Annotated in this window: 5 protein-coding genes and 3 pseudogenes; 1 reads left to right on the top strand and 7 read right to left on the bottom strand. The window is 60.9% G+C overall.

Annotated elements, in window-relative coordinates; all coding sequences use genetic code 11:
- Positions 1 to 188: 188 nt before the first annotated feature.
- The 5 genes and pseudogenes from nopM to AAE027_RS18930 form a co-directional block, all read right to left on the bottom strand.
- Complete coding sequence (gene nopM, locus AAE027_RS18950; protein ID WP_370987147.1) at positions 189 to 1,907, bottom strand: T3SS effector NEL-type E3 ubiquitin ligase NopM; 1,719 nt, start codon at positions 1,905 to 1,907, stop codon at positions 189 to 191.
- 929 nt (positions 1,908 to 2,836) lie between these two features.
- Positions 2,837 to 3,625, bottom strand: a complete 789-nt coding sequence (locus tag AAE027_RS18945; protein ID WP_479714234.1) for an ATP-binding protein — start codon at positions 3,623 to 3,625, stop codon at positions 2,837 to 2,839.
- Between the two features lie 57 nt (positions 3,626 to 3,682).
- A pseudogene (locus AAE027_RS18940) lies at positions 3,683 to 4,108 on the bottom strand (DDE-type integrase/transposase/recombinase); the annotation flags it as partial.
- A gap of 47 nt (positions 4,109 to 4,155) precedes the next feature.
- Positions 4,156 to 4,599: pseudogene (locus AAE027_RS18935) on the bottom strand (SDR family NAD(P)-dependent oxidoreductase); the annotation flags it as partial.
- A gap of 438 nt (positions 4,600 to 5,037) precedes the next feature.
- On the bottom strand, positions 5,038 to 6,954 hold the full coding sequence (locus AAE027_RS18930; protein WP_370987194.1) for an NEL-type E3 ubiquitin ligase domain-containing protein: 1,917 nt from the start codon (positions 6,952 to 6,954) through the stop codon (positions 5,038 to 5,040).
- A 495-nt stretch (positions 6,955 to 7,449) separates the two neighbouring features.
- Between AAE027_RS18930 and AAE027_RS18925 the strand changes: the two are divergent.
- Positions 7,450 to 7,926: pseudogene (locus tag AAE027_RS18925) on the top strand (IS110 family transposase); the annotation flags it as partial.
- A gap of 891 nt (positions 7,927 to 8,817) precedes the next feature.
- On the opposite strand, the gene AAE027_RS18920 reads toward AAE027_RS18925, so the two are convergent.
- Entirely contained in the window at positions 8,818 to 9,858 is a 1,041-nt protein-coding gene (locus AAE027_RS18920) for a pectinesterase family protein (protein ID WP_370987148.1), read from the bottom strand.
- Between the two features lie 260 nt (positions 9,859 to 10,118).
- Positions 10,119 to 11,417: a glycoside hydrolase family 28 protein gene (locus tag AAE027_RS18915; RefSeq protein ID WP_370987149.1), complete on the bottom strand. Its 1,299-nt coding sequence runs from the start codon at positions 11,415 to 11,417 to the stop codon at positions 10,119 to 10,121.
- Positions 11,418 to 13,118: the final 1,701 nt, after the last annotated feature.

Raw genomic sequence — 13,118 nt, 5'->3', positions numbered from 1 at the left:
GGCTTTCGAACGGACGCAGAAACACCCTCGCCTCGTGCGCGGGAATTTTCGTCGCTCGGCAAGACCGAAAGGCCCTGATCGACGGCAGCGCACTGCAAAATCACCTTGGCAGCTTGGGGCGAGGCTTCACGATCGATCTTTAGGTACCGCCACAGAGCAATGAAAATCTCTGCGGCGGTTTGGGAGCCTCATAGTTCGAGGCCGCGCTCTGCGAGCACACGGTGCATGACCTCGCGTTTGATCTCGCCAGCGATCTCCTTTCGGACCTGGGCTCCGAGCACCCGCTCGGCATCCGGATCGCCTAATAGACCATGCTCGGCCAGTCGCTGATCCAAGCGGGTTTGAAACTCCTCGCCCATGGCTTCGACGAGGCGGTCTTGCATCGCTTCGTATTCGTCCGGAGCGATGCGCCTCAGCACCGTCTCCCAGGGTTGCCAGCGGGTTGCCATGTAGTCGGTAAATTGGTTCGCTTCCTGTTCGCGAACCAGGTCCAGTGCCCGCGCCGCATCATCGGGGGTCACGTGAGAGACCGACAGAAAACGCATGTCAGGGGCGACGTGACTCAGCTCCAGCGGCTCGCGCAGCAGATTTTGATAGGCCAAGTAGACTTCGACATCGTCTATGTTCGGCTCGAGGCTGAGGAGCGAGTTGACCCTGTCGCGCGCGATCCCGTCCAGCGCCTCCAGGCGGAACGTAACGCGGCCGCGCTGGATCAGTTCGCCAAGGCGGTCGTCATACACCCCGCCCTCGACGTCAGCGTTAAGGCGCGCGGTCTGCATACCGTTCCAGTGCAAAGTAACACGATCCTCGCAACTCGTGTTGGCCTCGGAAGCCTGTGTGAAAAACTGCTCGCGCAATCTCGGATTGGTCGCCGCCTGCCGCAGATCATCAGCCACGGCCCGCCGAAACTCGTCATTGCCATAGTTGACCGTCCCTCGTAGCCTTTCTAGGAACCGGGCGTAGTCTTGGGCGCCTGGCTCATCCGCAAAGTGCTGCCATTCGGCCAGTGCCGCCGGATCGTCCCCGAGCCAGTGCGCGGCAGCCTCGTACAGAGGCAGCTGCTCAAGATGCGGTGCCGCGAGGTGAGCGCGGACCTCGTCCGGGAATGGGTTATCGCCGAACTCGAGGTTCTCCAAATGCGGATAGTTAAAACTCCTCGATAAGAGATCCTCGGGCAGGCTGGTCAGCCGGTTACCGCTGAGATTGAGCGATTGAAGCCAGCTCGGAAGTGGTTCGGGGAGGTTGGTCAATTGATTGCTGCTGACATCGAGTTCAATGAGACCCCATGGGAGGGACTCGGGAAGCTCGGTCAGCTGATTGCCACCAACCGCGAGCGAGGTGAGGCTGCTCGGGAGAGCGTCGGGCAGGCTACTGAGTCGGTTGTTGTTTGCGTGCAGTATCCCCAGCCCCGCCGGGAGGTTGTCTGGTAGACTGCTCAACCTGTTATCGTTCACCTCAAGGTGAAACAGGCTCGCCGGAAGAGCGTCCGGCAAACTGGTCAACCGGTTGTGGCTAATAAGAAGTTCGTTGAGACCGGGTGGGAGGCTAGCGGGCAGCCTGCTTAGCTCGTTATGCATGGCGCGGAGTTCCAGCAGCCTCGGCGGCAGGGCGGCGGGCAAAGCGGTTAAGGACAGGGATGACAAATCTACCGAGCGCGAGCCCGTGTTGTCCGCAGCCCTAATTCGCGAGCGCCCCAGTCGTCGATTCTCGGCTTCGCCCTGCCCCTCTTCGGCAGCCCAGTTTTCCAGGATCCGCGCGCGCGAGGAGGCGGGGGTCCGATACCCTGTCAAGACTTCGACCCAATCCGCCACGGCTCGGTTGAAGCCGCCGAGGTAGCTTTCCTGCTCCCCGTCTTCAAAAATGTCCTGGGAGGAACCTGCGCTCCGCTGTGCCTGTCCTGTGTCCATCAATTTCTCCATCGTCAGAACTAAAGAGTACGCCCGCCGCTTCTCGAGGTCGCGAAGCAGGTGGTTTGCGCAACGCAATGATCATTCGAGAGCCTGTGCACGTGCGCTGCAGCCGCCCGGCTCTGGTCAGCACAGGTTCACACGAGCCACACCGCGCAAATAGATCGATACTGCTGCGAGCCTTCTGCCATTTCGTTGACCAGATAAGTCCCCACGATTGTCAACGTGGCAGCGTTCTGCCCTTAGCGGGCCCACCTGTCGATCAGCTGACGAGTGTCGCTGCAGAACACCCAAGTCGTTCGGTTTGCCACCAGTGGGAAAGACAGCATGGCACTGATTGCCTTCACGCGAGAGGGCCACCGCGAAGTTGGGCGTTCGAGCGCCTGCCGCTCTTCGTTTCCACGCCCTCGGCCGAAAAGGCTCCACTGCCCGCCGTTGAGATAACGCACCACCGCCGCGCTGCGGCTCGATGCTTAAGCCGCTCCTGCGTTGGTTATCCGCGGAAACGTGTAGGCCGGGAGATAACTTACCCTCGGCCGTGATCGAGTCACTGTTCCAAATCGTTGTAACGACAGTTATGCCGGCATCGATGCCATCGTTGCGACCTTACGGCGATAGGTCTGTCAGCTTATCGAAAGCTAAGGTCCTAGTTCTAGGGCGTGTCGTCGTGGACTGAGTCGGCTCAGTTTCGTAAGGGGGTGGGATGGATCCTTTTGAAGCAGGACAGATTCAGCGCGGCGCTCGCATCCCCTTCCGGCATCCTCCGAACAAGAGGGCCGGGAAAACGGGGCGACGGCGCAGTGGGACGCAGTCGTGACAGGCTGCGCAGCAAACTCCTGTCAAGCGACTTCCGGATTGCCCCCGCGACGACATGAGGAATTGCCCCCTTTTTTGCAGGAACTGAGCAAGCCGCTCGCGAAGCGCGTCCCTCATAGCGCTTTAGCGAGCGAGCGGCTTGCGTCACGATTTCTTCTCCGATTTGGGTCTGGCACGGCGGGCTTCTGCAGCAGCCCGCTGCGACGCTTCTCCTTCAACCGATAGCTGTCGCCGCGGATGGTGATGACGTGGCTGTGGTGCACCGAGCCCCACTCGCCGACGCTGCGGTTGCTGGTAAGCAGGATCGCGCCTCGTTCGTAACCGCGGCTAACGAGCTGGAAGAACAGATGCGCGGCATTGGGCTGAAAGGGCAGATATCCGAGCTCGTCGATGATCAAGAGCTTTGGGTTGGCAAATTGCGCGAGCCGCTCCTCGAGCCGGCCCTCGCTGTGACCTTTGGCAAGCTGCGCAGCGACTGTGGTGGCTGCGACGAACTGCACGGAATGCCCAGCCAGGATCGCTTCACGCCGCAGCGCGACCGCAAGGTGTGTCTGGCAATCCCGCGCGCCGGCAAGCACGCGTACCTGCTTGGGATCTAGCGACGGCTGGGCCGAGAAGTCGAAGCCGGAGAGATCGCGAACGAACGGGAAGCGCGCGATTTTGAGGATCATCTCGATGCGCCGCTCGACGCGACGTCGCCGATCGACACAGGTCGGATGGACCGCGATCTCATGGATCCCGTGGTGGATGCGCACCATGCCGTCGGCGATCGTCGCTCGCACCATCTCGCCGATCAATCGCCAGGGCACTGAGTAGGCATTGCCATCGATCTCGACGGCACAGTCGGCCTGCGCACGCCGGATCCGTTCGCGTGCGGCCTGGAAGGGCGGCCTACCGCCGATCGGCCTCAGGGCCTGCGCCTCGCTGTGTCTGAACCGCTCAATCGGTGGCTCGCCGGTGGTGCCATGCTGGCGGGCGACCTCCCGTGTCCAAGCCTCGAGATGCGCCTCAAGGGCTTCCCAGCTCGGGAACGCGCGGCCAGCGATCGCATTCGGTTTTACGTAGCCAACGCCGTTCTCGGGCTTGCCCTCGGTTCGGACTCGATACGGCGCGCACGCGCGCGGCCGGAAGCCCCAGTGCTTGGCAAACGCGGTCAGCTTGTCGTTGAACACGACGGTGCGCGTCGCGGCATCGTGCTCCACGACCAAGGCGCGCGCATTATCAAACAGCACCTCTTCGGGCACGCCACCGAACGTCACGAACGCACTTTCCAGGCCATCGAACCAGCTCTCTTGCCGTTCGTTGCGGAATGCTCTGACATGATGCCGGCGCGAGTAGCCCAACGTGGCAACGAACAGGTAGGTGCGAACCTTGCTGCCGCCGATCTCGACCAGTCGTTCGCCAAAATCGATCTGCAGCTGCTTGCCCGGCGATTGAGGTGGAACACCTTCATCCGGGTTTCCATTGACGTCGTCAACGCCGTCAGTCGTGCGCCATTCGGCGTCTTCGGTGAAATGCCGGCATTGTTGATCAAGGCGTGTAATGGCGCGCCTGCGAGGCGCTCCTTGACCTCGGCGATCGCGCGCGGCAGAATGCGATGATTGCTAAGGTCGATCTGAACATTGTTGTCGGCTCCTGACTCCCACGGGCAGCGCCCGCCATCGAACGGTTGGCGCGCGCAAGAAATGACGCGCCAGCCCGCTTCCGAAAACAGCTTTCCGGTAGCGTGACCAATGCCGCGCGACGCGCCGGTTAGCACCAACGTCTTCTGTTCTCCCTGCTGAATGCGGACTCTATCGGAGTGAAACGGACATCCCACGCCGCTCGCTGATGGTGGACTGGTGACCCCTTCGTCGTTTCTCAGCTCGAGACTCAAACGCGCCTCCAAATTCTCTTGCCCTCGCCCGTGAACGCGTCGCAGGATTTGGGCCAGTGCCATGCAGAGGAACGCTCGCACGTTTTGCGGCCCAATGTCGCGGTCGCAACAGCTTGGCTGCTTCCCCACATCATGCGCGTTTGCTTTCGGACAGAAGCAAAGGCTGGTGCACAAGCCGATTTTTGAGTCGCGATGTACGGCACTGCCGGTAAGAGAGTGGCATTGCAGGCGAAACATTGATCACAGTATCCCTTCGCCTTTGAAGATGACGCGAGCAGCAACGGTACGAACCGGCGGCCTTACTGCCTTCCGTCGAGCTACGGCTAGCGCCATTTGCTTCGCGGTGGAGCTGCCGGCGGGCGGGTCTCATTGCGATCGCTCAATCGAGCATGGCGGCGGCCGAGTGGAGGATTGACACGCCTCGCATGAACGGCCGCTTTACAGCTCCAGGCCGTACGGTTTGAGCACCTCGCGCGTCACCGCACCCCTGATGTCGCGGGCGATGTCGCTGCGGATCTGGGCTCCGAGCTCACGCTCGGCATCGGGGTCGCCTGTCAGGACGTGCTCGGCGAGAGCCCGGTCCAGGCGAGTTTGAAACTCCTCGCCCATCGCATCGACGAGCTGCTCCTCCATTTCGGGCCTGATACGCGCCAGCACCGTTTCCCAAGGCTGCCAGCGCGTTAGCAGATAGTTCCTGAATCCCGTCGCCTCCTGGTCCCGCACCGACCTCGCGGCCCTGGCAACGTCGTCTTGCGTCACGTGAGAGATGTTCAAGAAGCGCATGTCCGGGGCGATGTGCAATAGTTCCAGCGGCTCGCGCAGCTGAGTCTGGTAGGCAAGATAGACCTCGATCTCGTCGATATCGGTGTCGTCGTCGACGTCCGCGTCGGTGTCCGCGTCGGTGTCCATGTCGGTGTCCACGTCGGCGTCGATATCGGCGTCCGCGTCGGCGTCGCGGAGCGAGTTGACCGTCTCGCGCGCGATCCTGTCCAGCGCCTCCAAGCGGAACATGACACGGCCCTGCTGGAGCAGTTCGTCGAGCCGCCCGTCATAGGCCCCGGCCTCGACATCAGCGTTCACGCGTGCGGTCTGCATGCTGTTCCAAGTCAAAGTGATGCGATCCTCGCAGCTCGTGGTCGCTTCGGAGGCGAGCGTGAAAAATTGCTCACGCAGTCGCGGCCTTGCCGCCGCCTGCCGCAGATCCTCGGCGACCGCGTGCCGGAACGCGTCATTGCCGTAGTTCACGGTGCCCCGCAGCCTTTCCAGAAAGCCTGCGTAGTCCTGGGCTCCCGGCTCTTCGGCGAAACCCCGCCAGGCAGCCACCGTCTCCGGGGCGCCCTCAAGCCAGTCCGCGACAACTTCATGCAACGGCCGCGGCTCGACTTCCACCGCTCCTTCGCCCATCTCCACCACTGCTTGGGTCATAGGCAAAAATATCTGCGGGCCGGCATAGTCCCCGGCATGCACGGCTGTCAGCAGATTGGTCTGCAACCACTCGGGCAGCGGATTATTCTCCAGATCAACGCTGGACTCGCGGCCCAGCTGCGTCAGCAGGGTCTCGGGCACGCTGGTCAGCTGATTGTTGCTGGCGCCGAGCCATAGCAGCTCGGCGGGCACTGGGTCGGGCAGGCTGGTCAGCTGGTTGTTCGTGGCGCTGAGCCATTCGAGCTCAGCCGGGAGGGGATCGGGCAGGTTGGTCAGCTGATTGTAGTCGACGTTCAGGCGCTGGAGCCCAGCTGGAAGCTCAGGCAGGCTGGTTAGCTGGTTGCCGCTGGCATCCAGCTCCCGGAGCGTTGCGGGAAGGTTACCGGGCAGACTGGTCAGCTGGTTATTGTCGACGCTCAGGCGCCGAAGGCCGGGCGGCAGATCTGCAGGCAGACTGGTCAGCCGGTTTCTGATAGCGGAGAGCCGCCGGAGCCCGGCTGGAAGTTCGGGCAAGCTAGTCAGGCGATTGTTGCTGGCGTTGAGCCGCTGCAGATCGGCTGGCAACTCAGGTAGGCTGGTGAGCTGATTTCTCTCAACGTTCAGGCGCCGCAGCTCGGGCGGGAGGGGGGCAGACAAGACGGTCAGGGACAGGGACGACAGATCAAGCGGCTGATTGACGTTGGCCGCCTCTTGCCAAGCCCGCGTTCGGCTTACGTCCTCTTGTGGACGCTCATCTTGGGCTTGTCCCTCTTCGGCAGCCCAGGCAGCAAGGACCTGTTCCTGCGACGAGACGGAATCAGCGGCCGACGTGTCCATCTCCGTCAAGGCTTCGGCCCACTGAGCCGCCGCCGGGGACCCTGGTTCGGAGGTTTCGGACTCGGAAGTCTCGGAAGGAGTGCCAGCCCCAAGCTGGGCCCGTTCTGCATTCATCGATGCCGTCTCTTCGGTAGCTAAATGAAAGGGAATGAGCCGGAGCGCCGCTTCTCGAAGCCGGTAGCTCTCGCCATCGATGGTGATCACCGACTGGCGAGGATGCAGGCGATCACAGAGTGCGCTTGCCACCCAGAACCGACGAACACGCTGTGCCTATTCGCCCACAAGGTAGTTGCAGCCAGACGTAGTACGTCCGGACGGAATCTCCGAAAGGGCTATTTTGTTAGAGCAATCCATCCCATTCTCGTCTGCAGCAGATCAAGCCGGACCTCTCAGTCCAGCTAGATAGTACCCCATCCTATAAGACTTAGCTGTCGATAAACTGACGAGTCTCGGAAGACTCATAATGCGCCGATGCAAACCATCGACGTCTCTCGAAGCTGCAGCGTAAGACCGTATGTCCGCCTCTGACGATGAGGTGGCTCGCCCTCCACGCGCGTCCAAGGGTTGCTCGGGCGGACCGAGCCGATCCTCATCACAGGAGGACGAGCCGTGGCAGATTATAGGGAAGCATTCGTCGGAATCGATGTGGCCAAACTAAGAAATGCCGTCGCGATTGCGGACGCAGGCCGGGAGGGGGAAGTTCGGTTCTTGTGAGGTCGATGCTTCGGCCACCAACATGCGCCGCGTCTTAGAACGGATCGCCAACCGGTTTGACCGCGTCCACTTCTGCTACGAAGCTGGCCCGACTGGCTATGGTCTTTATCGCCTGATCCGAACGCTCGGCTACGAATGCACTGTGGTGGCGCCATCGCTGACCCCAAGGAAGATGGGCGATCGGGTGAAGACGAACCGCCGGGACGCTGCTTCTCTCGCACGGCTGCTGCGCGCCGGCGAACTGACGCCGGTGTGGGTTCCCGATGAAGGTCACGAAGCGATCCGCGCCTCGTTCGCGCCCGATCGGCAGCGGTGGAGACGCTGCGGATCCACCGCCAGCAGGTGAGCGCCTTCATGTTCAAGCACGGCCGCACCTAGCCTCCCTGCTTCGCTCCAGACTTGACGTTAGGGGCAATCAGCTGACCAGCCTGCCCGCGCTTCCGACCGAGCTCAGAGGTCTCGACGCGAGCTCCAACCGGCTGAGGAGCCTACCGAGGCCCTACCTGCTGGGCTCCAGTTTCTCGATCTCAGCCACAATCAGTTGCCGAATCTGCCCGAGGTTCTCCTTGCTTCGCTCCTGTTTCTCCACGCCAGCCAAAACCAGTTGACGAGTCTGCCAGAGGACCTGCTGTCGCAGTTGGGCGCTGGTGCCACCATAGTTCTGACTGAAAATCCACTGAATTCTCTTTGTTTTTCAACGCGACGTCCGAACTGTCCCGATCCGTTCACTTATTGACGAAGTTTGTGAAAATCATTCGTTCGGAATGGCTGGGCCACCAACAAGTTCGGGCAATTTCAACTGGACGGCACGCCCAACGCAGCCGGTGCGAAGACCCGCAAGACATCTGAACCTAGGGAGTGCAGCACCAGGTACGAAAACGCGAGAACGATCAAAGCCCCCGTCAGCATTTCAAAATTGGTGAACCTCGGTTTCGTTGCGCGCAAGCCGTTCCCGAGCGACGACGACGGTGCTGACGTGACGGTCCGTAGAGCTTGCCGACACTGATCCGCCAAAGCGGACAAGATGATCTGCGAGCTGGAGCGGGCGCATGTGGCCGGACCGCGAATCGATGAGATCGTCGCGCCGGACCGCCCGTGGCTGTCAGTTTAGAAAGCTGACGAACTGCATGAATTTGCAGCGAGCAATGCAGACCGTAACGAGCTCTTCTGAACATGTCGGCAAAAGCCGGAGTCCTGCCACGCCGTACCCCGCCAGCAGTTGGGTTGCTGCACACTCTCCATCACAATCAGGCTCTCCTCCCGTCATTCATCCGAGAATCGCCGTCGAAGCCCTTCACCGTGAACGTTGCTCTGTGTTTCATCGTGATGGTTCGTTGTCAGCCAATGTGTGGCACCCCCGAAGAACACTCTCAGCGACCATCTCGCAGCTTCGCCATCTGTCAATTGATGGGAGTGAGGCTCGCGGCCTGAGGGGTTAGCCCCGACGCCGAAGGATCTATATTCGGCATAATAGCTCGTGCTCAACTTGTTGGTCTCGCCCGGAGCCCATTCGCGCCAGCCTTCCGCAATGACCTGTGCATCTATCTTTGTCGACAGGAAGACCACTGTGGCGTAGGGGCGCCAAGGGCGGCCAAGGGCGATATAGCGCGCGGCAGGGTCGGCAGTTAGCCCGCAATGATCAAAAACATAGCCACTGTCCTCATCCGGCGCTGCCTTGCTCTGAGCGGTATAGATGACCGCTTGGTTGGCCATGCCGTGCAACTCACATTTCCGGAACCAGGCCTTGGCGTTGCCAAATATGAAATCGACATGCCCTTCGATGTAGCAGTTCGAGAAGTATTGTCGTGACATTCGGCCGTTCGGTCCCTTGCCGGCAAACAGCGTGTCCTGGGCGCCGAGCAGGCGGACGCGCGTAACGACGACCCTGTCTCCAGTTACGGACAGCGCTACCGCCTGCGAGGGTGGATTGGCCGGATTGAGGGCGTAGTCGTTCTGGATAGTCAGATTCTCGAGCCGGAAGTCATCGCCAGCGGCATCCAGCGTCGCCGAACGGGCGGTTCCTCCTACATTGATCGCACCGTCGCCATACACAATGACCGTATCCTCCGGCTTCCTGCCAGTCCCTTCGATATGAACACCGGATTTGGAGATTTTGACCTTCTCGCGATAGATACCCGGCGCTATCCAGACATTTCCGCCTTCCGCCGGCAATGCGTCGATGGCTTGCTGCACGGAATGATAGTCTGCATTTTCGGCATGCGACACCAATAGTGGCTGAGCGTAGGCTGCCGGGATGCAGAAACATCCGGCCAGAAGCGCAGCAGACGGCACGAAAATTCGCATGTGATCTCACTCTTCGTTGAGTTCGCGGCACGCTCGACGTAGTCGTTATAAGGTACCGCCGCGGGATAGCCGCAGTCCATGGTCAAACACATTTTCCTCGCCAAACCAGAACCTGCACGTAACTCTCGCAATTCCGGCTCTGCAAACCCGGCGGCCGCCTGCAACGAAGCACCGGACATGAGGCTGACCTTCCGCAACACCAGCGATTTAGGCCCGCCGATGCGGAACTCACCACCCGGATTCGGCGCCGGGTGTAGTGCTTACCGATTGCCGTCGCGGAATGCCCTGGCACATGCCTCCGATCCGCGCGGCAGCGGTTCTGTAGCTCGTCCCGCCAGCGGCGGCGATACGTCAGAGTGATTTGCGGTCACATTCGCGTATTCGAGTTGCCAAGTCGCGGAATTCGCAAATCGGACATCCTCGAGCGTCACGTCAAGGGCATGCCGCTCGTCTACTCCGCGCATCAGCAGCACACCATTGTCGCCACGCACATGGCGCAGAACGATCTGCCGATAGACCGGAATCCTCGTGCCTTGTGCGCGCGGATCATATTTTGCATCGAACGCCACCGGCCACCGGTTGCCCCTCAGGCACACGTTCTCATAAGTCACGCGCTCGACCAGACCGCCTCGACTGACATCGCTCTTGATGCGCAGGCCAGACGTCGTACCGTCCAGCGTCAGATTACGCACCAGTATGTCGCTAGCCCCGGAATTCACCTCGCTGCCGATCGACATGCCGTGCCCCCAGCCGAAATAATTATCAATGATGGAGATATGGCTGCTTGAGCCATTGTCGCCGGCCTTGATTGCGACGTTATCGTCTCCCGTGCGGATCAAGCTGTGGGTGATGGTCACATCCTGACTCGCGCCAGGGTCGATGCCGTCGGTATTGCGGGCATCCGCCGGTGCATCGATCGTGAGGCCCCAAAACGTGGCACCTTCGACCCGGTTCATTGCGACATGAAAATTGGGCGCATTGCGCAAGGTGACACCAGAGAGCGTGATGTCCTGCGCATGATCGATCTGGATCAAGCGCGGGGCGTTCTGGTTGCCGCCCTCGGCTTGCGCGCGGCGGGCCAGCTGCCACCAGGTTTCGGCGCTGCCGCCCATCGTTGCGCCGCCCTGACCATCGATGATGCCCTCCCCGTAGATGCCGCCGCCACGCGTTCTGGAAAAGCTGATGAATGGCCGGCAACCGTCGCCCTTGCCCGTGATGCGACCACATTGTCCGCGGCCCTTGTCGTAAGCAGCTGGTTCGGGGATGGCGATCAGCGCCGCACCGCGTCCGATCCATAAGGTCACGCCCGATTTCATCTCGAGTGGACCTGAGTGAAACTCGCCGCGCCCGAGATAAACTGCAGCGCCAGCGGGGCAATGTTGAATGGCGTCCTGTAGCGTAACTGTATCGTTCTTGCCGGAAGGCACAGGGCGATCGCAGACCGTATGAGGTGCAACAGGTTCGGCGATAGTCCGGCGGTCTTGCGCTTTTGCAGCGGGGCAGACAACCATGGAGGCGAGTATGGACAATAGGGCCCAGTTGCGAAAACGCTTTGTCATCGTCCTGCTCGTGCTTTGTCACGCGCATCATTGCCGCGTGCCTTGTCTGGTATTGACCGCTGGCTCGATCGAGCCGCCGCGGCCGGCGGGATCGGCCACGCGCGCTGCATCCAATTGCTGCTCAAAGGCGTCTTGTTCCGCCTGGTTCGGTTGGTGATCGTCTCGAACGGCGTGCTGTACCGATGGCGGAGGTGCTGCATTGGATATTTCGCAATTGTGCGAGTCCACGCCAGCCTCTCGTCCAAGATCACTGGGTTAGTCCGTATTCGAACAAGCTTTCGAGAAGCTGACCAGGCTGCGGCCGGCACTGGATCGCATTCGCCCCGGAAACCCTCTCCTGGCGTCTCACGAAGTTAGCTGACTGCCGTTACCCGCCCTCTTCCGGATCGCATTGTGATCGCTTGCGGGACATAGTCAGCCAGTTCTCGTCATCATCCATGCGATGCCGGATGAGGCATGGTCGTCTTTCGCGGTCAGCACCGCCCGTGACGTCGCATGCCTTGCCCCACGGCCATAGCGGACCATCTTGGTCATTGAACGAGCCCCCTCGCGCCCCCTCCAGACACGTCTACCGGCAATTTGAATGACTTGAAGACGGACAAAACGACCGATCTGGCCCTGGGTCGAGGTGGAGAGCTCTTGGACATTCGATCCATGACATCTGCGTGAGCAGCCCCCCGAAACAGGAGGCTCTAGTCACAAACGCGGCGATGCCTCCCGTATGTGGCGCTACTCTGCGCGCACTGGCCAACGCACCGCGATCAACCAAAAGCCCGAGCCTAGCGGCAGGGCCGCACCCACTAGTCCAGTTCGCCCGCCGGGTTCGCAACACGATGCGTCTCGAGATCTTCGCCAGGTCCGCGATAAAACCTGTCGCCGCTACCGTTCGCGGCGGCAGCGTTCAACGGTCCCATGATCGACCCGAAAACGCCACGGCAGCATCCTGGTCAACAGGATCATCGATGGCTTCGCGATTTGCGCGGTCGTGCGTTACGTATTGAATTGTTTGTCGCAGAGTTGCGCTGGCGTTCATCCATCGGCGATAAGACTGCTCGACGCTCAAGCCTCCGCTCCAGATCCGCCAATCCTGCCTTGCATTCGGCGACAACCGATTGGGCGCGAAGCAGCTTGACCTTGAGCTCGTCCTGTTGCCTGACTATTTTCTCAGGATCCCAATCGTCCTGCATCAGCTCACTGACCATCTGCAAGCACCGATGCATAGCCGGCGCTCAGCTTCAAGAACCCAGGCTCGGCATCTGCGCAGATGCCCGCGCTTGAGCCACCGGCTAAAGGTGACGCAAACGATCGTCCTAAGGTAGAATGCCTTTACCCTGTTCTGCACCACGTTGTTGAGGACCGCCATTCGTCGCGAGCCCTTTGCAAGACAATCGGACCCTGGCCGGCAAACCGATGCGCGATCCGAAGATGGCAGAGTTCGCGACGCAGGCGCACGGCTTGGAAAGCGCATCAGGAGACCTCTGCCATCGATCAAGCGGGCAAGTTTCATCTGAATACCTGGATCGGGTGCCGAACGAGCATCATGGTCACAAGTGGTTTCGCCACATCTTCAAGCAACCGGCATGCCAAGGCCGCTTAAGTGTTTTCATGACGAAACGATGTAGGCTTTCTCACATCACCTGGTTGCAGGCGTCCTCGTTGTCGCGCCTGAAACAACCGACGTCTTGAACGAGACAGTCAAGG

It is taken from the genome of Bradyrhizobium sp. DN3 (genome assembly GCF_041357655.1).
Lineage (GTDB): Bacteria > Pseudomonadota > Alphaproteobacteria > Rhizobiales > Xanthobacteraceae > Bradyrhizobium.
This window is presented reverse-complemented; position numbering and strand designations above follow the sequence as displayed.

Bases quoted from the DNA above. Each gene is read 5' to 3' on its own strand.
- AAE027_RS18920 (WP_370987148.1), bottom strand. From the start codon at position 9,858: ATGCGAATTTTCGTGCCGTCTGCTGCGCTTCTGGCCGGATGTTTCTGC.
- AAE027_RS18915 (WP_370987149.1), bottom strand. From the start codon at position 11,417: ATGACAAAGCGTTTTCGCAACTGGGCCCTATTGTCCATACTCGCCTCC.
- nopM (WP_370987147.1), bottom strand. From the start codon at position 1,907: ATGGACACAGGACAGGCACAGCGGAGCGCAGGTTCCTCCCAGGACATT.
- AAE027_RS18930 (WP_370987194.1), bottom strand. From the start codon at position 6,954: ATGAATGCAGAACGGGCCCAGCTTGGGGCTGGCACTCCTTCCGAGACT.